The organism is bacterium, assembly GCA_035505375.1.
GTDB lineage: Bacteria > Hydrothermota > Tepidihabitantia > Tepidihabitantales > Tepidihabitantaceae > UBA2258.
This window is the reverse complement of record DATJQV010000003.1, coordinates 1-20,065: the sequence shown is the minus strand read 5'-3', so window position 1 is coordinate 20,065 and position 20,065 is coordinate 1. Positions and strand designations below refer to the sequence as shown.

Annotated in this window: 21 protein-coding genes; 14 read left to right on the top strand and 7 right to left on the bottom strand. The window is 62.9% G+C overall.

All coding sequences use genetic code 11. The features are described 5' to 3' along the window. Nucleotides 1-562 precede the first annotated feature (562 nt). The 8 genes from topA (at nt 563) to VMH22_00395 (ending at nt 8,859) form a co-directional block, all read left to right on the top strand. The gene (gene topA, locus VMH22_00430; GenBank protein HTW90160.1) at nt 563-3,031 is read left to right on the top strand and encodes a type I DNA topoisomerase; all 2,469 of its coding nucleotides are present in this window, start codon (nt 563-565) and stop codon (nt 3,029-3,031) included. Beyond that, nucleotides 3,028-3,450 (top strand): PPC domain-containing DNA-binding protein, encoded by a 423-nt coding sequence (locus VMH22_00425; GenBank protein HTW90159.1) that lies wholly within the window; start codon nt 3,028-3,030, stop codon nt 3,448-3,450. Before topA ends, VMH22_00425 begins: the two co-directional genes overlap by 4 nt. A gap of 261 nt (nt 3,451-3,711) precedes the next feature. Further along, a complete protein-coding gene (locus VMH22_00420) occupies nt 3,712-3,954 on the top strand; it encodes an acyl carrier protein (GenBank protein ID HTW90158.1) in 243 nt (80 codons plus the stop codon). A 24-nt stretch (nt 3,955-3,978) separates the two neighbouring features. Next, the gene (gene fabF / locus VMH22_00415) at nt 3,979-5,232 is read left to right on the top strand and encodes a beta-ketoacyl-ACP synthase II (GenBank protein HTW90157.1); all 1,254 of its coding nucleotides are present in this window, start codon (nt 3,979-3,981) and stop codon (nt 5,230-5,232) included. Further along, a complete protein-coding gene (locus tag VMH22_00410) occupies nt 5,229-6,014 on the top strand; it encodes an electron transfer flavoprotein subunit beta/FixA family protein (GenBank protein HTW90156.1) in 786 nt (261 codons plus the stop codon). The genes fabF and VMH22_00410 overlap by 4 nt, the downstream gene beginning before the upstream one ends. 1 nt (nt 6,015) lies before the next feature. After that, nucleotides 6,016-6,660 (top strand): dephospho-CoA kinase, encoded by a 645-nt coding sequence (gene coaE / locus VMH22_00405; GenBank protein ID HTW90155.1) that lies wholly within the window; start codon nt 6,016-6,018, stop codon nt 6,658-6,660. Between the two features lie 30 nt (nt 6,661-6,690). Continuing rightward, nucleotides 6,691-7,740, top strand: coding sequence for a phosphoribosyltransferase family protein (locus tag VMH22_00400; GenBank protein ID HTW90154.1), 1,050 nt, complete (start codon nt 6,691-6,693; stop codon nt 7,738-7,740). A gap of 237 nt (nt 7,741-7,977) precedes the next feature. Then, nucleotides 7,978-8,859, top strand: coding sequence for an HNH endonuclease signature motif containing protein (locus VMH22_00395; protein HTW90153.1), 882 nt, complete (start codon nt 7,978-7,980; stop codon nt 8,857-8,859). Nucleotides 8,860-8,938: 79 nt separating this feature from the next. Here the strand turns inward: VMH22_00395 and hisS are convergent, their stop codons facing one another. Continuing rightward, on the bottom strand, nt 8,939-10,195 hold the full coding sequence (hisS, locus tag VMH22_00390) for a histidine--tRNA ligase (protein ID HTW90152.1): 1,257 nt from the start codon (nt 10,193-10,195) through the stop codon (nt 8,939-8,941). Nucleotides 10,196-10,343: 148 nt separating this feature from the next. Next, on the bottom strand, nt 10,344-10,685 hold the full coding sequence (locus VMH22_00385) for a hypothetical protein (protein HTW90151.1): 342 nt from the start codon (nt 10,683-10,685) through the stop codon (nt 10,344-10,346). Between the two features lie 338 nt (nt 10,686-11,023). On the opposite strand from VMH22_00385, the gene VMH22_00380 reads away from it, so the two are divergent. The 3 genes from VMH22_00380 (at nt 11,024) to VMH22_00370 (ending at nt 12,503) form a co-directional block, all read left to right on the top strand. Then, nucleotides 11,024-11,977 (top strand): DnaB-like helicase C-terminal domain-containing protein, encoded by a 954-nt coding sequence (locus tag VMH22_00380; protein HTW90150.1) that lies wholly within the window; start codon nt 11,024-11,026, stop codon nt 11,975-11,977. Nucleotides 11,978-12,101: 124 nt separating this feature from the next. After that, nucleotides 12,102-12,257 carry a hypothetical protein gene (locus tag VMH22_00375; protein ID HTW90149.1) on the top strand — a complete coding sequence of 52 codons (156 nt, stop codon included), beginning with the start codon at nt 12,102-12,104 and terminating at the stop codon, nt 12,255-12,257. Between the two features lie 102 nt (nt 12,258-12,359). Then, complete coding sequence (locus VMH22_00370; protein ID HTW90148.1) at nt 12,360-12,503, top strand: hypothetical protein; 144 nt, start codon at nt 12,360-12,362, stop codon at nt 12,501-12,503. 46 nt (nt 12,504-12,549) lie between these two features. Here the strand turns inward: VMH22_00370 and VMH22_00365 are convergent, their stop codons facing one another. The 4 genes from VMH22_00365 to VMH22_00350 form a co-directional block, all read right to left on the bottom strand. Continuing rightward, complete coding sequence (locus VMH22_00365) at nt 12,550-13,539, bottom strand: radical SAM protein (protein ID HTW90147.1); 990 nt, start codon at nt 13,537-13,539, stop codon at nt 12,550-12,552. Between the two features lie 108 nt (nt 13,540-13,647). Next, nucleotides 13,648-15,156 carry an HD domain-containing protein gene (locus VMH22_00360; GenBank protein ID HTW90146.1) on the bottom strand — a complete coding sequence of 503 codons (1,509 nt, stop codon included), beginning with the start codon at nt 15,154-15,156 and terminating at the stop codon, nt 13,648-13,650. Between the two features lie 103 nt (nt 15,157-15,259). Next, complete coding sequence (ccsA, locus tag VMH22_00355) at nt 15,260-16,033, bottom strand: cytochrome c biogenesis protein CcsA (protein HTW90145.1); 774 nt, start codon at nt 16,031-16,033, stop codon at nt 15,260-15,262. Further along, nucleotides 16,030-16,890 (bottom strand): hypothetical protein, encoded by an 861-nt coding sequence (locus VMH22_00350; GenBank protein ID HTW90144.1) that lies wholly within the window; start codon nt 16,888-16,890, stop codon nt 16,030-16,032. Before VMH22_00350 ends, ccsA begins: the two co-directional genes overlap by 4 nt. Before the next feature lie 328 nt (nt 16,891-17,218). Between VMH22_00350 and VMH22_00345 the strand changes: the two genes are divergently transcribed. Both VMH22_00345 and VMH22_00340 read left to right on the top strand, forming a co-directional pair. Continuing rightward, nucleotides 17,219-17,500, top strand: coding sequence for a glutaredoxin domain-containing protein (locus tag VMH22_00345; protein ID HTW90143.1), 282 nt, complete (start codon nt 17,219-17,221; stop codon nt 17,498-17,500). Nucleotides 17,501-17,542: 42 nt separating this feature from the next. Continuing rightward, on the top strand, nt 17,543-17,713 hold the full coding sequence (locus VMH22_00340; protein HTW90142.1) for a YHS domain-containing protein: 171 nt from the start codon (nt 17,543-17,545) through the stop codon (nt 17,711-17,713). A gap of 73 nt (nt 17,714-17,786) precedes the next feature. Here VMH22_00340 and VMH22_00335 read toward each other — a convergent pair whose 3' ends face one another. Then, entirely contained in the window at nt 17,787-18,788 is a 1,002-nt protein-coding gene (locus VMH22_00335) for an FAD:protein FMN transferase (protein ID HTW90141.1), read from the bottom strand. Between the two features lie 806 nt (nt 18,789-19,594). Between VMH22_00335 and VMH22_00330 the strand changes: the two genes are divergently transcribed. Further along, on the top strand, nt 19,595-19,927 hold the full coding sequence (locus VMH22_00330) for a hypothetical protein (protein HTW90140.1): 333 nt from the start codon (nt 19,595-19,597) through the stop codon (nt 19,925-19,927). Nucleotides 19,928-20,065: the final 138 nt, after the last annotated feature.

Here is a 20,065-nt window from a genome sequence, read left to right as displayed (position 1 = left end):
TAACTCAATAACTCCTGGTCGGTTAAGCACTGTCGGGTCGCGGAGAATCCGCATATAGGGGTCGCCTGGGGGCTAGCCCTTTGAGGAGCATTCGAAGAAGCCATGAAACGAGCCTTGAAATGAACTTTGAGTTGAGCTTTCGGACGAGCTTTAACCCGAGCTTTCGACTGAGCTTTGAAGCAAGCGATGAAAGAAGCGATGCGCTGAACTTTGAGATGAGCAATGCACGAAGCGATGAAGTGAGCTCTGTAATGAGCAATGGAAGAAGCTGTGAAGTGAGCTTTCGAGTGAGCTTTCTTTGGTGCTTTCCGGCGAGCTCTGAGACGAGCTTTCCAGCGAGCTTTGAAGGGAGCCTTCAATGGCATTCTAGATTCAAGATTGATGATTGTAGATTCCCGAGCAGCGAGAGACAATCGCGAATCTACATAGTCTGCGCTTATGTCTCTCCGGGCTTGGCGCTCTTGTCGGTGCGTCTAGCCGGGGAGTTCCGAGGGCAGATTCCACGCGCACTCTTGTGCCCCGTAGTTGACAGTCCTTACTTTCCTATTATTCTACACGCGCAATGCCAAAGAAAAACGCGAATGCCCCGAAGCGGGCAAAGGCCGGCCGGAAGGTCGGAGTCTTACCACCAAGACACCAAGACACGAAGGCTAGGACGAAGTCAGAAGCTAGAGGCGAGAAGCTAGAAGCTAGAAGTCGAGGGACCGGCAAGGACCTGTTGATTGTCGAGTCGCCGACCAAGGCGAGGACAATCGGGAAGCTGCTCGCCGGGAAGATGCAGGTGCTCTCGTCCAGGGGGCACATTGCCGACCTGCCGAAGTCGCGACTCGGCGTGGATATCGAGCACGGGTTCGAGCCGGATTATATCAAGATCCGCGGGAAGGCGGCGGTCATCAATGAGCTGAAGGCCGCGGCCAGGCAGGCGCGAGCCGTCTACATCGCGACCGACCCGGACCGCGAGGGAGAGGCGATAGCCTACTCGGTGGCTTTCGAGCTGGGCGGGGCGAGGGGTGAGGGGCAGGGGACGGCGGTTCCGATGAAGCGCGTGCTGGTGTACGAAATTACGGCCAAAGGTCTGAAGGAAGCCTTGGATAAGCCGATCGAAATCGACCAGAGGAAGGTCGATTCGCACCGCGGGCGGCGCGTGCTCGACCGGCTGGTCGGCTACCTCGTGTCGCCGCTGCTCTGGAAGATCGTGCGCGGCGGGCTTTCCGCGGGCAGGGTGCAGACGGTGGCCCTGCGCATGATCGTGGACCGCGAACGCGAGATTCAGGCGTTCAAGCCCGAGGAGTTCTGGACCATCAAGGCGCTGTTCGAAAAGGAGGGGGACAAAGGGATAGAGGGAGCAAGGGATAGAGTGGAGGAGCGGGAAGGCGGAGGCGCGACGTTCGAGGCGCAACTGGCGAAGATAGCCGGCAAGGACTTCAAGATTACCAGCGCGGCCGAGATGGAGGCGGTGAAGAAGGGCTGCGCTGCGGCCGAGTTCCGCGTGGCCGATGTGAGGTCGCGCGACCGGGCGCGAAGGCCGCTGCCGCCGTTCGCCACCGCGACGATGCAGCAGGACGCGGTGCAGCGTTTGAGCATGCCGGCCCGCAGGGCGATGCAGGTGGCGCAGCAGCTCTTCGAGGGCATTGACCTGGAGAAGGAAACCGCCGGTCTCATCACCTATCCGCGTACCGATTCTTTCCGCGTGGCCGACGCATTCGTGGGCGATACGCGCGAGTTCGTGGCCGCAAGCTTCGGCCCGGAGTTCCTGCCCGAGAAGCCGCGCCACTATCCGGACAGGGCCGGGGCGCAGGGGGCGCATGAGGCGATTCGGCCGACGCGGGTTGACCGCACGCCGGAATCGGTGAAGCGGTTCCTGACGCCGGAGCAGTTCAGACTCTACGACCTGGTCTGGCGCCGGTTCGTGGCCAGCCAGATGGCCGACGCGGTCTATGCGCTGACCGAAGCGCAGGTCGCGGGCGGTGACTACCTGTTCAAGGCGGACGCGGTGAAGTGCAAGTTCAGCGGATTCGAGCGTGTCTACGGCGACCCGGACAAGGAGAAGGTCCTGCCCGCGCTCGCCCCGGCCGAGCCGCTGACGATGAAGGAGTTCCGGCCCGAGCAGAAGTTCACCCAGCCGCCCGCGCGCTACACCGAGGCGACGCTCATCAAGCGGCTGGAAACGAACTCCATCGGCCGGCCTTCGACCTACGCGACCATCGTCTCGACCCTGTTCGACCGGAAATACGCGGAGCGGCGCGAGGGCAGGCTCTGGCCGACCGAGCTCGGGATGGTCGTCACCGACGTGCTGGTGCCCCGATTCTCGGACATCTTCGAGCTCGGGTTCACCCGCGAGATGGAGAAGGAGCTCGACCTCGTGGAAGAGGGTAGCGAGAAGTGGCAGGAGGTCATCGGGCGATTCTACAAGCCGTTCAAGCAGGACCTGGACAAGGTCGCGGAGGGCGCGGCCGACATCAAGCAGGAATTGCGCAAGGAACTGGAGGAGAAGTGCCCGGAGTGCGGCGCGAACCTGGCCGAGCGCTGGGGCAGATTCGGCAAGTTCATCGCCTGCTCGCGCTACCCGGAGTGTAAGTACATTAAGAAGGAGAAGGCGAAGCTGCTCGATGAGAAGTGCCCGCAGTGCGGCAAGCCTTTGGCCGAGCGGTCGGGAAGGTTCGGGCCGTTCAAGGCGTGCTCCGGATATCCCGAATGCAGGTACATCAAGCGCGAAGAGCCGGGGCCAAACCTGAAGCCGGGCGAGCCCTGCCCGAAGTGCGGCAAGCCGCTGGCCGAGAAGCGTGGCCGGTTCGGGGTTTTCGTGGGCTGCACCGGATACCCGGAGTGCAAGTTCATGGTCCGCGGCGCGCGGCCGGAGCCGAAGATGCTTGAAGAGAAGTGCCCGCAGTGCGGGAAGAACCTGGTCGAACGGCGAGGCCGTTTCGGGCCGTTCGTCGCCTGTTCCGGATACCCGAAGTGCAAGTACATTAAGAAGGATAAGAAACCAGGGACCGGGGATCAGGGTTCAGGGACCAGGGAGGAATCATGAGGGCCGTGAGGAATGGGTCGTACTGGCAGCTTCGGCTGATGCCGGGCGAGGAGATAATCGAGACGCTCGCCGGTTTTGTGCGCAGCCGACGCATCAGGTCCGGGTTCCTGACCGGCATCGGGGCGGCCGACAATATCACCCTCGGGTGCTTTGACCCGAAGACCAGGACCTATCACAAGCGGTTGTTTGAGGGCGACCACGAGGTGGCGGCCGTGGTTGGGAACGTGGCCTGGGTCGGCAAGAACCCGGCCTGCCATATCCACGCCGTTATCAGCAATCCGCGGCTCACGACCTTCGCCGGCCACCTTTTCTCGGGTAAGGTTACGGTTACGCTCGAAGTTACGCTCGTGCCCGGGACACGCCGCCTCGTCCGCAAACCGGACCCGCTTTCCGGCCTGAACCTGCTCACCCTGCCGTAGGACAGGGTTCCGGGGTCCCGGGGTTCAAGGGTTCGAGACGGAGTCCATGCTGAACCCGTGTTCACCGGTGTTCGTCCGTGGTTGGTTCTATCCTGGTTCGGAACTCCGGATTCTGGATTCTGACCTGTCCCAGTGGGTCTGCGGCTCCCCCTGCCTGAATTGACTTTAGCGGGCTTATTGATACACTACTCTGCCAGTTTTCGGCTAGCGTCCGCCAAAGACGGCCTGTTCTGATGGCCGGCATCCTTAAGGAGGAAGTTGATGGCGCTGATAGACGATGTAAAGAACATAATAGTTGAACAGTTGCACGTCGCTCCGGAGAAAGTCACCGACACCGCTCACTTTGTTGACGACCTGGGCGCGGATTCGCTCGACATCGTCGAGCTGGTCATGGCGTTCGAAGAGAAGTTCGGGGTCGAGATCCCGGACGAGGATTCCCAGCAGTTGATAACTGTTGGCAAGGCCGCCGAGTACCTGCAGAAGAAGCTGGCCGAGAAGAAGTAGCCGGGTTCCTTACCCCAACCGCCGATGAGCACCCAGAGCGGTCGCCGACGGGTAGTTGTCACCGGGCTGGGCGCGGTGACGCCGATCGGCAACGACGTTCCCACATACTGGCAGAATCTGCTCGCCGGGAAGAGCGGCGCGGCCCGCTTCACCGCGTTTGACTCGTCCGACCTCGAAGTGCAAATCGGGGCCGAGGTCAAAGGCTTCGACCCGGCGCAGCGTCTGGACCCGAAGCTCGTGAAGCGCACCGACCGGTTCACCCAGTATGCCCTTTGGGCTGCGGATGAGGCGGTCAGGGACGCGAAGCTGGACTTTGAGAAGGAAGACCGCGACCGGGTCGGCGTAATCACCGGCTCGGGCATGGGCGGCATCCAGACCTGGGAGGCCCAGTTCGCGCAGTTCCTGCAGAAGGGGCCGCGCCGGGTTTCCCCGCTGTTGGTACCGATGATGATCCCGGACATGGCCAACGGCCAGATTGCCATCAACCACAACCTGCGCGGTCCGAACTACGACACCACGTCAGCGTGTGCCTCGGGCGCGCACGCGACCGGCGTTGCCTACCGGCACATCGTGAACGGCGAAGCCGACGTGATGATCACCGGCGGCGCCGAGGCGGCCATCACCAGGTTCACGGTCGCCGCGTTCAACAACATGGGCGCGCTCTCCAAGCACAATTCGGAACCGGAGAAGGCTTCCCGGCCGTATGACAAGGACCGGGACGGGTTCGTCATCGCCGAGGGCAGCGGCATCTACGTGCTCGAGGAGCTTGAGCACGCCCGCCGGCGCGGCGCGCAGATCTACTGCGAGTTCGCCGGCTACGGAGCGACGGCCGACGCCTACCACATCACCGCCCCGGACCCGGACGCCAGGGGCGCGGCCGCGGTGATGCGCCAGGCGCTCGCCGAGGCCGGCATGAAGCCGGAGGAAATCGACTACATCAATGGCCACGGCACGTCCACGCCGCTGAACGACGCCTCCGAGGTGAAGGCGGTTCTCGACGTCTTCGGCCCGCACGCAAGCAAGCTCGCGATCAACTCGACCAAGTCGATGATCGGCCACGGGCTCGGGGCGGCCGGCGCAATGGAGTTCGTGGCGATGGTTCTGCAGCTCAAGCACCAGAAGGTACACCCGACGATCAACCACCAGACGCCGGACGAAGGCGTGGCGCTCGACTTCATCAAAGGCACGGCGCGCGACTGCAAGATCCGCGCCGCGCTGTCCAATTCGTTCGGGTTCGGCGGGCACAACGCCTGCCTGCTGGTGAAGGCGCTGTCGTGAACATAGTCGTCTGCGTCAAGCAGGTCCCGTCCACCGAGACCAAGATCCGTGTGAACACGTCGACCGGTTTCGTGGATACGACCGAAATCGAGTGGGTCGTCAATCCTTACGACGAATACGCGATGGAAACGGCCCTGCGCCTGAAGGAGAAGGCCGGTGCCGGTACTATCACTGTCGTCGCGCTGGGCCCGGAACGGGTAAAGACCGCGCTCCGGACCACGCTCGCGATGGGCGCGGATGCGGCGGTCCAGCTTACCGACCCGGCGTTCGACGGTATCGATGCCCTTGCGGTCGGGCGCCTGCTCGCCGCGGCCGTGAAGCGACAGCCTTTCGACATCGTGTTCTGCGGCAAGCAGGCGGTGGACGATGACTTTGCGGCAGTACCGCCGGCGATCGCCCACTTCCTCGGGATTCCGCACGTTTCGGTCGTAGCCGAGGTGACGGCGGACACGACCGCCCGAACGATCGTTGCCCGGCGCGAGATCGAGGGCGCGACCGAGGTGGTTCAGGCTCCCATTCCCTGCCTGGTGACGATACAGAAGGGGGCATACGAACCTCGCTACCCGACCCTCAAGGGGATGATGGCGGCGAAGAAAAAGGAAATCCCGGTGCTGGGCGCGACCGTGCTCGGAATCGACTCGGCAGCCCTGACCCGGCGAGTCATCTACGTTGATGACCGGCTGCCGCCGGGCCGAAAGCCGGGCCGCGTGCTCGAAGGTGCGGCCGAAGAGGTCGTGCCGGAACTCGTGCGCCTGCTGCGCGAGGAAGCGAAGGTGATCTAGGATGTTCGACAGGAAGCTCTCACAGGACCGGCTGCTCGTCGGAATCGGCGGTAACATGGGTTCGGGCAAGTCGACCGTTGCCAGTGAGCTGAAGCGCTACGGAGCCAAGATCATCGACGCCGACGAGATGGGCTGGTCGATCCTGGCCAAGGGTACGCCCGAGTATCACCGTTTGGTCAAGACCTTCGGCCACGGTATCCTCACCAAGACCGACAACATCGATCGCCGGGCGTTGGGGAAGCTGGCCTTTGCCAGCAAGGCGAGTCTCGCCAAACTGAACGCGATTGTCCACCCGGCCCTGCTTGATCGCGTGCGCAAGGAGATCGACCGGAACCGGAAGGGCCTGGTGGTGGTCGACGCGGCGCTGCTCTTTGACTGGAAGCTGGACAAAGAGGTCGATGTGGCCATCCTCGTCACTGCCGCTGACCGCCTGAAGACGGAGCGGCTGGTCGATGCCGGCATGAAAGAAGAGGACATCGTGGCCCGCCTGAAGCTCCAGGTACCGGACGCGAAGATCTGGAGCAGGGCGGACTTCGTCATCGACAACAAGGGCTCGTTCGCCGAATTGCGCCGCAAGTGCCGCGCGCTCTGGAATTTCTTCTACAGCGCGAAGTTCCAGGCGTTCAAGGTGGCGCGCGAGCGCTAGCGGTCGGCGAGAGCCCGCCGCCCGGCGGCAATGAAACTCACCCAGGTCCCCCTCAAGGAGATTGAATGCTCGGGCCCGGTGATGCGGGCGAGCACTCCTTACATCCTCGAATACGAAGAGGTCGCGTCGCTCGCCGCAGACCTGTTTGAGACCTACCGCGCCAAGATCAACCATTCCGCGACGAAGCTCGGGCCCCGGCAGCGCGAGTCGAACGCCGAGAGCTACGCGCTGCTGGGCCGCGACCGCGAGCTCGGCCGTTTCCACGTCGTCTACGACATCGACGAGACCCGGCTCGCCATCGAACTTGACGAGGAAGAGTCCGACAAATTCTACCGCCTGATGCGCGACCAGCGTATCATCACGCCCGACCTCGGGCTCATCCGCCGCGTGATGTCGGGCAACATGGCCGAAACCGTGGCCGCCATGCTCTGGCAGATCGGCGCCATCAAAGTCACGCTTGGCGACCTGCACCCGCTCTACAAGGTCGACGAGGGCCGGAACTACAGCCCGATCTACATCGACGTCAAGGGTCTCGCCAGCTATCCGGCGGTGAACGACTTCGTGCTTTCCTCCGCGGCGCTGCTGGTGCGCAACCTCGACTTCGACGTCATCTGCGGCATCGAGTCCGGCTCGATCGCCATCGCCGCCGTGATGGCCCAGAAGCTGGCCAGGCCGATGTTCTACGCCCGCCGCGCCAAGCGCTATCCCGAGGCGAGCCCGTTCGAGGGCATCAAGAACCACGAGCTGTTCCGTAAGCGAGTGCTGCTGGTGGATGACACGCTCGTGCACGGCTGGACCAAGACGCGCGTCATCCGGGAAATCCGCGAGTGGGGCGCAAGGGTCGAAGCCTGCTTCGTGGTCTTCGACCGGCAGCAGCAGGGCAGCACGGATCTTGAGCAGGTCGGGGTGAGGCTCGACTCGCTCACCAATCGCGACGCCGCCCTGTCGCCGAAAATACCGCGCGAGATCAGTTTCCTGACCGACGACGAGTATGAAGAAGTAGTCCGCTACTTCGCCGACCCCGGCGCGTGGCACGCGGCGCGCGGGCTCTCATTCCACGAACCTTCGCCCCTCGAGTAGGCTCGCACAACTTCCGTTAGCTGGCCGTCATTGTCGGTCGGCATTCCGCGTGGCGTGCCCGGCAGTACGGTCGTCATGCCCCGGTTCTCAGACGATTACCCGGAACGATGCACGGTGAACGAGAGACACCATTCGCGGGCTTGCTTGACAGACGGCCAGCCAGTAGCCATTATCTTATCAGAGAAACTATGCCCGTGACGAACCAAGACGCCGATCCGACTACTGACGGAGGGAACCATGCTATGGAACTATGACTGCCCGGAATGCCACAAGCCTACTTCGGTCGACTGGAAGCTGCGTGAAGCCGAAGCCACCTGTCGCCGCTGCTCGCGTGTTCACTACCCGCCGACGCCGCACGAAGACCATTATGGCTTCGTCGACGACCTGAAATGGCCGAAGGAAATGGAGGAGGCGGTCCTCTCCAAGCGCGGCGCCATCTGCGGCGTGCCCGGCTGCTACGGCGAGCACACGACGCTGGTGTTCCGTCAGCCTCCGTCGGCCGGCGGCCGGACCTCGGTAGACAATCTGATGCCGGTCTGCGCGCGCCACGCCGCCTCGAAAGGCGACCGGCCCTGGGAGGAGTGGATAGTCGAGGCACGGCAGGAAGTCGCCGCCCAGAACAAGGATGCGCCGAAGTTCGAGGTCACCATCACCAAGCACGACTTCAAGCCGGACGTGCCGGCATCCGAACTTACCGCGCCCGCGCCGGGATTGATGCTGCCGCTTGCCGCTTTCCGCTCACCGCGTACCCCCAAGACCGCGGTCCCCGGCGAGCGGCCGCTGGCCGAGCTGAAGCTGGCGGTGCCGTTCATGCGCGGACCGGCGGGCAAGATAGCGTTCAGCTACGACTGGGAGATGAAGAAGAGCGGGCGCTGCCGCCTGTTCCTGCTTGCCTGGCCCCGCGGCGAAGAGCCCGACATCTCGCTGCTTGGCGGTCCGAAATACACCGGCCCATCGGCCGGAAGAGATCACCTCGGCGTCAAAGACGAGAAGGGGTCTGCGGATCTGGAGCTGACGTTGCCCGCGTTACCCGCCGGCCGCTGGACTGCGGCCGTGGCGGTGCTCGACCAGGGCTGCGATATCCAGCTCACCGACTACGCGCTGGCCGCCACGAAATAGAAACGGAATCTTGGGATTCGAGGATTCAAGGGGTCGAGCGTTCGGACCTGGAACCCCAGAGTCCCACACCCTCGGCGTCCTACGGAGCGAACAACTTGCGGAGTTCGGCGCTGACGGCAGCCGACGAGACTTCCCGCTGCTCGCCGGTCGCCAGGTCCTTCAGCGAGTAGACTCCCTTGGCCAGTTCGTCCGGTCCGATGATCACGCAGCAGGTTGCCTGGGCCGCATCGGCCGACCGGAACTGCCCCTTGACCTTGCGCGAGTCGTAATCGACCTGCGCGGCGATGCCGTCCGCCCGCAGCCGGTCGGCGAGTTCCACCGCTGCGCCGACCTCGGCGTCGGTCAGCCAGACGACAAACGCGAGCTTGCGTCGAGTCGGAAGCGGCACAGCCGGCGCTGCGAGCAGGGTTCGCTCCAGCCCGATGGCAAAACCGGTCGCCGGTGTATTCGACCCTCCGAATTCCTCAATCAGATAGTCGTAGCGTCCTCCTCCGCCGAGGCTGTCCTGCGCACCCAGCGAGGTCGATACGTACTCGAAGGTAGTCCGGTTGTAGTAGTCGAGCCCGCGCACCAGCCGGTCGCTGGCCTCGTGGCGCAGCCCGCGCCGGTTCAACTCGGCCAGGACCTGTTCGTGATGGGTGTTGCACGCCGGACACAGGTAGCGCCGCGGCGTCGGCGCGTCCTTGACCGCTTCCCGGCAGGTCTCGACCTTGCAATCGAAGACGCGCAGCGGGTTGCGGTCGATGCGCAGCCGGCAGTCCTCGCATAGCTGCTCCTTCCGCGCGAGCAGAAACTCCCGGAGGGCGTCGCGATGGGCAGGGCGGCACTCGCGGCAGCCGATGGAGTTGACCTGAATGGTGCAGTCGCGGATGCCGAGGCGTTCGAAGAAGGCGCTGCCGACGGCGATGACTTCGGCGTCGGTCAGAGGACCGGCCTCGCCCAGTGCCTCGATACCGAGCTGGCCGAATTCCCGGTAGCGTCCCTTCTGCGGGCGGCTGTACCGGAAGTATGGGCCGATGTAGTAGAGCCTGCAGGGCAGGCGCAGACGGTTCTCCAGCACCGCGCGCACCACTCCGGGTGTTCCTTCGGGCCGGAGCGTCAGGTCCCGGCCGGCGCGGTCCTTGAACGAGTACATCTCCTTCTTGACGATGTCCGAGGTTTCGCCGGACGACTTCACAAACACGGCGGTGTGCTCGAACGTCGGCGTTATTATCTCGCGGAAGCCGTGAGTCTCGGCCAGACTGCGGAACGCCGCCTCGGCCTGCCGCCGTCGCTCCGAGTCCGGCGGCACGAAATCCTGCGTGCCCTTCGGGCGGGATTGCTTCAATTCAGACATAGTGTCAGGTCCAAACTCGAAGGACGAAGCTCGAATTCCGAATGAAGCCCGAAAGCCGGGAAATAACGAATTGGAGAATTCGGATTTCGTGCTTTGAGTTTTGCCCGCATGCAATCGTCATTCTGGTTTCGAGTTTCGGGTTCGCCGGTCATCTTGAGAGCCGGGTTGAGAGTTCGTACGCGAAGATGCCGAGGAGCATGCCGGTAGCGTTGGCCATCATGTCAACGATATCGTAGTGGCGTGCCGGTATCTTCTTCTGGATGAGCTCGAGTCCGACCGCGAGCGGTGCGGCTATGAGCAGTGAAGCCCACGGTATTGCCGCCTGCGCCGACAGGCCCATCACCGTGAAGAGCGACGTGTGAATCACCTTGTCGTAACCGCGCCCGATGATGCTCGGGCCGCCGCGGAAGGGGTAGGTCATGAGAAAACAGGTCAGCGCAATCCAGCAGATGAGGAACACCCAGGCCCGGCCTCTTCCTCTCTTTGCCATCACCGCTACCCGGCTTCACCGCGAACGAGCAGTTCCGAGGTCCTCGTCGCTGGACTGATACAGTCAAACAACATGCGGCCATATTCTACCACCGGCGGCCCCCCTGTAAAGTCGCTGCAGACAGGTGCTGCAAAGGCCGACACTTGACCCTGCCGATTCGCGGTACCGGCGAGCCGGGGTGCTGGGGTATGTGGCGATTGAGGCAGAATTCCGCTCTGAACCGACACGGAGCAGTGCGAGCGGGTTCAGTCCGCTTCACTGGGGATTTGACACCGTTGCTGAGCCGCCTAGAATCGTGCGATGACCGAGCGGCAGTACCGTTCAGATGGAGGTTCGTGATGCGGAGTACGCCAGACCAACCGAGGAACCAGCTCCGGAACCTGAGTTCGTACCGGCTGAGAGACTTCCAGGCCGAGCTTGCGAAGACTCCAGAAGGGCTCAAGACCGGCTTTGCCAGCCTGGATAAACTCGTGACCATTCCTCAGGCGGCGGTTACGATTGTGTGCGGCAGAACCGGTCACGGCAAGACCACCATGATGTTCAATCTGCTCGTGAACATGAGCCGTATGTACAAGGACAAGGCTTTTGTATTCTTTTCCTATGAGGAGCCGCGGCGACAGCTCGGTTTGAAGCTCCTCAACATCCTGTGCGGCACTATCGTCGACCCGGAAAGTTTGGGATACAACCTGGCTGCGCTTGAGGATTACGTCCGAAAGGGCAGGACGGACAACCCGACGCTGGAAAAGGGCAAGGCAGAGCTCGGCGAGCTGCTGAACTCAGACCGGGTCCTCCTTGAGGACGAGCCCTATGCCGTGGGGGACTGGGCGGAAACCGTTGCCGCCATCTGCGGGCAGGTCCCGGTCGGGGCGGTCTTCGTGGACTACATGCAGAAAGTCAGGATACAGGGTGAGTTCATGAGCCGGCAGCGGGAGCTCGAACGCATCTCCGAGCGGATACTGGATACCGCGAAGAGCCTGAGCGTACCGGTGATACTCGGCGCGCAACTGGTCAGGAGCCCGGCGCACCCGGACCGGGTGGCCTTGGACGACCTGCACGGCGCCGGGGACATCGAGCAGGACGCCCAGGTCGCGCTGGGGCTGTTCAACCGTGTGATGGAGGAAGCTCAGGAAGAGTCTGTGCCGGACACGGATTCTGTGACGGAGCTTGAGGTGACGGTGCTGAAGAATCGCAACGGACCGGCAAACGGCAGGGCGCTCTTGGACTTCAACCGCGCGCTTCTGACCTTGAGCGAACCCGAGGCCAGCCCAGCCCCGCAACCCGCTTCAGATTGACACACGGGGTTCGCGCACACTTGACCCAGTGGGCTAGTGCTCCTAGAATTCCGCCCGTGCCCGTATCTGTGCCGGCTTCTGCAAACACGGAGTCCGAGTCGTCCGGATTCCTGTACTGCGTCGCATGAAGAATAGCACGCGGCAGATGCTGATCGTCTTGCTGCTGCTCGCCCTCGCGTTTTTCCTGTACTTCACCGTCACCCTGCGGCCTTCGATGCAGCAGCCCACGCCGCCGGTCCCGCCACAGTCGACACAAACACCGACCCCGGCGGGCCCTTAGACCCGGACCGCTTGAGCCCACTCATGCGCGAGTCAATGAGCCGTTCCTGTACGCCTTTTCCGGTTTGACGAAGCGGCCTGTCCGGCTTACAATTGTGGTCTGATGAAGAACTTCGCGCGGGCGCTGCTACTGGTGGTGATCGTGGCCGTCGCCGCCCTCGTCCTGTATGTCAGCTTTGCCGGCAACCGTGCGAAGCCGCAGCCAAACGGCGAGTTCCCCACCGAACAGACTCCGGCCCCGACGTGAGGGGTCAACTAGCGGCCGTTGGCCGCTGCGCGAGGGTCTCCGGTTTTCAAGTTGAACTGAACGTTTTCGTGCGCTCCGGCTGGGTCGCTTCGTAGAACGTCTTCCCGCTGAAATCCACCGGCATGATGCGCTGCGACCGCAGCAGGCGGCGCAGCGCCTTTTCGATCTCACGCGGTTCGACCGCGAGCGAACAGACAAGGTCCAGTTTCGTTACCGGCCGACCCTGGACGGTCGCAAGAATAGCGGCATCCGGTCGGGCCTGTCTCTGGTACTTTGCCTTTCGTATCCGATCCTTGGGTTCGCCGATGATGTCGGTATCGGGGCCGAACAGACATTGGATCTGCTCAAGGTCGTCGAGCGACACCGGCTTGGCGAACCTCTCGGCCGGCGGGCGGATGACTGTGTTGAGCTGAACCCGATCGGGCCGGATTTCGTATGCCGCCTTGCGCAGAGCGACTACGTGCTCGACCGAGTCGTTGACGCCTTTCACCAGCATTATCTCGAGCCAGATCCTGCCGCGAAAGCCGCGGCGGAAGAGTTTGAGACCCGCGATGATATCCTCGATGCGCAGGTCGCGGTGGCAGCGATCCACCCTGGCGAAGTTACGCGGGTCGGCCGCATCGAGCGACGGTATGACGAGGTCGGCCGCGGACAGGTCGCGCCGAACCTGCGAATCGGTCAAGAGCGTCGAGTTGGTAATCACCGCGACCGGGATGGAGAACTCGCGCTTGAGCCGGCGGATGATGCGGCCGATGTCCTGGTTGAGCGTCGGCTCGCCCTCGCCGGAGAAGGTGAGGAAGTCAGGGGGCGAGGAGCGAGGGACGAGGGACGAGGGGCGGACAGCGGAGCGGATGGCGGAGAGGATGTCGTTGATTGGGAAGAAGGAGCGGCGTTCCAGCGTTTTCTTGGTGGTCTTGCCGCACTGGCAGTAGATGCAGTCGAGCGTGCAGGTCTTGAACGGGATTATGTTGATGCCGAGCGAGAGGCCGAGGCGGCGACTGGGAACAGGGCCGTAGACAAAGCTGTGGACCAACATCGAATTCCTAATACTTAATTCCCAATGACCAACTAAGTTCTAATGACACAATGGCGAGGGCCGGAGCGAATTCCCCGCTTTGGGCATTCGTTAGGAATTGGCAATTGGTCATTCGGGTTTTCCGGCCAGAAGGCCGGGCAAATGGGCTTTGAGGTAGTCCAGCCCCTGCTCGGTGCTGGATATTACGCCTTCAAGCTGCAGGTCTTCGAGCTCCTGCAGGATGACCTTGAAGACCGGGCCTGGTTTAAGGCCGAGCGCAATCAGTTCGTTCCCGGTAACGAAGCGTTTGACCTTGAGCTTCGCGGCCTCGGCCCGGCGCTGGTCAGTCATTCGCGTTATCGTGTCTTCCAGATGCCCGGTACGGCCGGCAGTCGCCCAGCCGTCGGCAAAGCAGAGAATCATCAGGCCGAACGCCTCTTCGCCGAGGTCGCGGAAGAAGCGGCGTACCGCGCGGTCAGTGAGGTCGGGCGCGGTGGCGAGCAGGTGAAGCCGCATGTGCTCGGCAACTAGTGTTGAAAGCATGGCGGTCTGGGCGCGGGACAGGCGCAGGCGGTCGCGACCCATACGGTTCGCGGCCCGCGCGCCGAGGCTGTCGTGGCCATAGAAGTGCATCTCGCCTTGGACATTGATGAACCGGGTTTCGGGCTTGGCAGTGTCGTGCAGCAGGCCGGCGAGCTTGAGCAGGCCGCGGCGGAAAGGCAAAGGAGAGGATTCCAGGATTCGAGGATTCGAGGGGTCGAGTGAGGCGGCCCCGGCATCTGAAGACTCGGCGGGTTGGGCCACTGGAATCCTTGAATCCTCGGCCCCTAGACCCCATCTTTCAAAGTACGCGGTCCATTCCGGGTCGAAGCGGCGGAAGAAGGAGTCGTCGGTGACGATTTCCTCAATCTTGTAGTAGGTGCGGAGTGAGTGCTCGCGCAGGTCCTCGTCCTCGAGCAGCGGCACGAGCTCGGGCAGGATGTCCTGCAGCCGGCCGAGGTCGACCAGCTTCCGGATGAAGGTGTAGGAGCCGGGGCATTCCATTATCCGGAGCAGTTCCGCGCCGATGCGCTCCGGCGCCGTCTGTTTGAGCGAGACATTTCGGCCGAGGTCGAATACCGTTTCATCAATGCGGAAGTCGAGCTCCAGCGCAATGCGGATGGCGCGGAGCAGTCGGAGCGGGTCGAGCTTGAGCGAATCGGCAGACACCGGCCGCAGCAGTCGTTCCGTGATGTCTCTTCGGCCGGCGACGATATCCAACAGGTCGTCGACGCCGTCGGGCAGGATTTCGACCGCAAGGGCATTGGCCGTGAAGTCGCGGCGACGGATGTCGTCCTCGATTGCCCGGCCGCCGAAGCCGTTGAAGTCGAAGGTCAGGTCCCGTTGATAGACGACCCGGGCTTCGTCGTCGGGTTCGGAGAGGACGACCAGACTGCCGTGGACCTTGCGCGCAAAGGCAGTCGCGAACTCGAGCCCGGAGCCCGACACCGCGAAGTCGAAGTCGGTCGGCTCGCGGCCGAGGATGATGTCACGAATCGTGCCGCCGACCAAAAACAGCCGGCGTGCTCCCTTGAGTTCGAGCAGGCGCTCATAGGGACGGCCGAGGCCGCGCAGGGTTCGCTCAAGCGCTTCTTTCACGTTCAGGCGTAGGATAGCACTCGCCGGGGCAGAGGTCAAATGGCGGGCGCTGCCAATTATCGGTGGTCGCGGGTCCGTATTCTGACCTCGGCTCGGATTCGTCCTAGTACCGGTGCAGGCCCCAGCTCAACAGGTTGATGCCGATGAACGTGAACAACATTGCGGCAAAGACCAGACCGAAACCGAGCGCCGCTGCCCAGCGCCGTGGTCTATTGCCACTCAGGTGCAGCCAGGCCGCCATCAGTGTCCACGTGAGCAGTGCCCAGGATTCCTTGGGGTCCCAGCTCCAGTAGGTGCCCCACGAGGAGTCGGCCCACATCGCGCCGGTCAGGATACCGGCCCCGAGCAGCAGCAGACCGGCGAGAGCGAGCCGGCGCGGCACCGTCGGGTTGAGGTCGAGCTTGCGGTCAAAGAGCCACGCGATGCACCAGGCGAGACCGGCGGTGAAACAGCCGTAGCCGCCGAATGCTACCGCGATGTGGAACGCGAACCACGGGCTATTGAGAATCGGATTAAGGCCGCCGCCCGGGGAGAACCCGTGTGGCATCAACGTCCCGAGTAGCAGCAGGACGCTGACCGCGTCAGTGCCGAGCTTGGCCGAAAGCCGTCGAGTCGCGAGATAGACGACCAGCCCCGTCGCCTGCGACACGAGCGCGAACAAGGCCATCGACTCGAATCGAGAGGCGAACGGCAGGAAGCCGACCGCGACCGTGCGTGCTGTCGTGAAGGCGAGCTGCAGGCACAGGCCGACTGCTGAGGCGGCCACGCTTGCGCCGGACAACAGTCCGGCCTGATGCCGGCTCCGGGCGATTCCGGCCGCAACCGCGGCGACCACGTACGCGGCAAGCGCGGCAAAGAGGAGCGCAGGGCCGGTCACGGTCTTTCCCTTCTGAACAGCGGGGGCAGCAGCCCGAGCAGCACGAATCCCAGGCCGATGAAGATGGGGAACCGGTATCGGGTGTCGCTAACGATGAAGATCGCGCCGGGACTTGCGGCAAAGGTCGCGGACCTGAGCCTCAACATTCTACCACCGACCAGCGCGCTGTCGCCCGTTCCGAGCCACTGCTGTTCATTGCCGACCATCAGGCCAACCTTGTTCGCAGCCGCGTCAAAGGCGAAGCTCCAGAGGCGGAGTCCGGGTGAGGGCTCGACCGACTGGTTGTGCAGTAACAAATACTCGGCTCCGTCCAACGTGATCTCGTACTCGCTGAGGAATCCCGGCGCCACAGTCAGCGAGAGGAGTACCTGCCTGCCGGCTACCTTCAGTGGACGGTTGTAGGTCACCGGGCGGGAACGCCCATCGGCGACGGTAACCCATGCGACCGGGGCGGGCCGGAATGCCTTCGCGCTGAGCGATGTCAGCGAGTCCAGGGCAAGCGGCACGGGTAACTCTTCCACCCGGCGCAAGTCATGGCCCAAAGCGAAGTTGCTTGCCCCGGCCCCCTGTTCCAGGAAGAGAAAATCACTGTGGGCGGCTTTCTGGTTGACGGCGACACCGGTGAGCGCGACTACGAGTCCGATGTGCTGGAGTACACCTGACCAGGAACGTCGCGAGACAGCGGCGACCGCCGCAAGGAGGCTGGCGAGCGCCACAATGCCGGCTCCGGCAAGAAACCAGGCCGAACCGACGAGCCGCTGCTCCGGCTCAAGCCCAAAGAGGCTTCCCACTGCGGCGGACAAGACCAGCGCCGAGGCGAGCAGGGCCGAAGCGGCAGCGAGCGGAGACCGGTTCACCTCTCAGACCCGCTTGCCGCACCCGCGACAGAGGCGAGCATCGGGGATTCCGCGCCTCAGACAGTTCACGGGCTGATTCTAGGGCGCCGTGACGGCGGGGTCAAGCTGCCAGGCCTGAGTCCATCCCCCGTCGCCGCCATCGGCGGCGTCAAGAGATTGGCATACTCTGAAGGTCGTCTTGAAAGGCGGCTTCAGGCGGAGGCGGATACAAGAGCGGCGGACGTCGGCTTGCGGGTGGGACGCGGTTGACGGACTTACGGGATAAAGACTATTGATTTCGCCCGCAGGGGGAGTAACTTTCAATCTCGTTGCACAACCGGAGGACAAGTTGAATTTTCAGGTTTTTGCTAAAGAGAATTGTGAGCTCTGCAAGAAGGCCCAGGACGTGTTGAGCCGGGCCGGCGTCACGCCTGAAGTCAGGTACGTCGAAGGGACTGCTGCTACACCCGAGAATCTGGCCGACTTCGCGTGGTATGATTGGACAGATACCCCGCCGCTGGTGGTCGCCACCGACGGGAATGACATCGTGGGCCGCTGGGTCGCGGCCGACATCAAGACCGCCTGGCTGCCCGAGGTCAAGCGCTGGCTCGCGGAACACCAGTCCGCGTGAACCGGAAGCCGCTCAGGGTGGTCGAATAAGACGGAGGTAAGCATGAACCATGAGCACGACAGCAAAGAGGGAAACCTAGACCCGGTGTGCGGGATGACAGTAACCAAGGAAAACGCCGCCTGCAGCTACGACTACAAGGGCAAGACGTACTACTTCTGCGCGGCAAGCTGCAAGGCCGAGTTTGCGGCTGACCCGGGTAAGTATCTGAAATAGAAGCGGTTGAAAGTTCAGCGGCGGCGCTCTCGCGCCGCTGTTCTGCTATTGGGCATGCCGCCCTGCCGGAAGCCTAACGGGAATCCGGTTTCTCACACGCTGAAGCGCCAACAAGGCTCGGATTCACGGAGCCCTTCAATCCTTCGGACGTTATCGCTTTCATGCTGTCGGTTATCAGCAGCCAGTCAACATACCCGGCGCTGTCGCAGAGCTTGAGCGCATCGGGCCCGAGGATAAACAGCACCTTGGCAAAGCCTTGCGCCAGTAGCGGGTCCCGCATCAGCACGGTCGCACTGCAGTAGCCGCGCGCGGGCCAGCCGGTGTGCGGGTCTATGATGTGGCAGTAGCGGACGCTGTCGCGAGGGACACGACCAGATTCCCGCGAGGAATCGGGATCGTGTCCCGAGCCTTCCCCCGGCGGGCCCCAGAAGTACCGTTCGTAGTCGCCTGAAGTCACTGCGGCCATGTCGGTGAGCGGGACGATGCCGACTACGCCATCGCCTCTTGGGTTGCGGATGCCCACCCTCCACGGTTGGTCTCCCTTCCTGCCGATGGCGTAGATATCGCCGCCAAGGTCGATGAGCGCCGAATCTACTCCCGCCTGCCGCAACACGCGCGCGGCCTCGACCAGGCCGAAGCCTTTGGCGATGCCGCCGAGGTCAATGCGGGTCGCCGAGTTGCGCTTGGTCACCCGGCCGCTGTCGATGACAAGGTTCTGATACCCGACGAACTTCAGGCAGGAGTCAATCTGCCGCTGCGACGGCAGGGCCGGATGGTCGCCATAGAAGCCCCAAAGTCGAACCAGGGGCTCGACCGTCACGTCGAACGCCCCGCCGGAGAGAACGCTGATGCGCTGAGCCGTCGCGAGCACGTGGATGATTTCCCGGTCGGTAATCGGGACGTTCCGCTCATTGAACGCGTACAGCGGGCTCGCGCTGTCCAAATGATTGAACTTGCGGCTGACCTCATCAAGCCGGGCAAAGGCGGCATCAATAGCCTTGTCGGCCCTCGATGCCGGCCCGACCGCCTGAATCGTGACATAAGTGTCCATCATCAGGCGCGTCTCTTTCCGCACCGCGGATTGGCTCCGGCGGCAGGCAGAAGGAAGCAGGGCGACTGCGAGGCAAACGAGAAGGATTGTCTTCGAGAATGACGAAGTGGGACGCCGGACGGCTTCGGGCCTCATTCTTCTTGCCTGGGACAGGTTGCGTCGGCCCGGGCCACAGACGAGTTCACCCGCTGATTGTATTTCTCCGGCCCGGAGGCGTCAAGGAGGTCAGCGCGGAACTGCATCACGTCGCAGGTTCGACAAGGGCGGAATTCTGCTCTACCGCTGACCGGCCCGGACCGGCCCGCAGGCCCGACCGCCGCTGGGATCCGTTTCACGCTTCAGTGGCCTGTCCTCAGGTCGGCGGATACCGTCTTCGATACATTCCTGCTCATCGACACCGACAGCACTGGCCCAATCACTCGGCGAACTACTCGGGAAGTCACTCAGCAAGTCATTCGGCAAGTGACTCGGAGGGTCACTTGCCAAGTCACCGGGCAAGTGGCTTACCGTCTCACTCAGTAAGTCACTCGGCAACTCACTCGGCAAGTAACTCGGTATGTCACTTACTAAGTAAGTCGGTAAGTCACCGGGCAAATCACTCGGTAGGTCACTCGGTAAGTGACTGGGTGAGTGACTGGGGGAGTCACTGGGGGAGTGACTCGGGGATTGACTGGGGGACTGACTTACGGAGTGCTGATGCCAACTGTGCTGCATGCTGGTTATCATCTTAAAAGCCAGTAGGTTACGTCTGCTGATAACGGAAGGGTAAGCCTCTAACCTGACTTGTGATGATGGCGTTGCTGCAGGAGGAAGGCGACTGGAGGAAGGTCATGAATGATCCGAAGAAGAGAGCCGAACGACACAAGGTAAAGTGCAACAACGGTCGTGTGTTAGCTACGCCTGGCGACCTCCACGAAGACATGGCCGCGCGTTACGAGGCAGCTATTTCCCGGTTGTACGCGATGGAGACCAAGGTCAAAGAGGTCAGGGGTCTCGACCCCTCAGTGTCGCCCGCGCTGGGGACACATCCGCGACGCGTTCTACGCGGCGCTCCGTGGACGTGTCCCCTGCCCCCAAAGTCGCAAAGGCAGGTATGGCAGTCAAGCTGTGCGTTAGCTGTCTCGCTTTCGTTTGAGTTGTCTGCTGCCGCTGACTCGATTTGAGTCGGCGGCTCCTTTTCGCTCGGTCGGCAGTTCAATCAGTCTCACCAGTGGGTTACCCCCACTTGCGGGCACTCGCTTCGCGCACAGGTACTTCCAGAGCTCCCCAGAACAGGACTCAGTGCAGTGCTTCATTCAGAA

Bases quoted from the DNA above. Each gene is read 5' to 3' on its own strand.
- topA (HTW90160.1), top strand. From the start codon at position 563: ATGCCAAAGAAAAACGCGAATGCCCCGAAGCGGGCAAAGGCCGGCCGG.
- VMH22_00425 (HTW90159.1), top strand. From the start codon at position 3,028: ATGAGGGCCGTGAGGAATGGGTCGTACTGGCAGCTTCGGCTGATGCCG.
- VMH22_00420 (HTW90158.1), top strand. From the start codon at position 3,712: ATGGCGCTGATAGACGATGTAAAGAACATAATAGTTGAACAGTTGCAC.
- fabF (HTW90157.1), top strand. From the start codon at position 3,979: ATGAGCACCCAGAGCGGTCGCCGACGGGTAGTTGTCACCGGGCTGGGC.
- coaE (HTW90155.1), top strand. From the start codon at position 6,016: ATGTTCGACAGGAAGCTCTCACAGGACCGGCTGCTCGTCGGAATCGGC.
- VMH22_00400 (HTW90154.1), top strand. From the start codon at position 6,691: ATGAAACTCACCCAGGTCCCCCTCAAGGAGATTGAATGCTCGGGCCCG.
- VMH22_00395 (HTW90153.1), top strand. From the start codon at position 7,978: ATGCTATGGAACTATGACTGCCCGGAATGCCACAAGCCTACTTCGGTC.
- hisS (HTW90152.1), bottom strand. From the start codon at position 10,195: ATGTCTGAATTGAAGCAATCCCGCCCGAAGGGCACGCAGGATTTCGTG.
- VMH22_00385 (HTW90151.1), bottom strand. From the start codon at position 10,685: ATGGCAAAGAGAGGAAGAGGCCGGGCCTGGGTGTTCCTCATCTGCTGG.
- VMH22_00380 (HTW90150.1), top strand. From the start codon at position 11,024: ATGCGGAGTACGCCAGACCAACCGAGGAACCAGCTCCGGAACCTGAGT.
- VMH22_00375 (HTW90149.1), top strand. From the start codon at position 12,102: ATGAAGAATAGCACGCGGCAGATGCTGATCGTCTTGCTGCTGCTCGCC.
- VMH22_00370 (HTW90148.1), top strand. From the start codon at position 12,360: ATGAAGAACTTCGCGCGGGCGCTGCTACTGGTGGTGATCGTGGCCGTC.
- VMH22_00365 (HTW90147.1), bottom strand. From the start codon at position 13,539: ATGTTGGTCCACAGCTTTGTCTACGGCCCTGTTCCCAGTCGCCGCCTC.
- VMH22_00340 (HTW90142.1), top strand. From the start codon at position 17,543: ATGAACCATGAGCACGACAGCAAAGAGGGAAACCTAGACCCGGTGTGC.
- VMH22_00330 (HTW90140.1), top strand. From the start codon at position 19,595: ATGAATGATCCGAAGAAGAGAGCCGAACGACACAAGGTAAAGTGCAAC.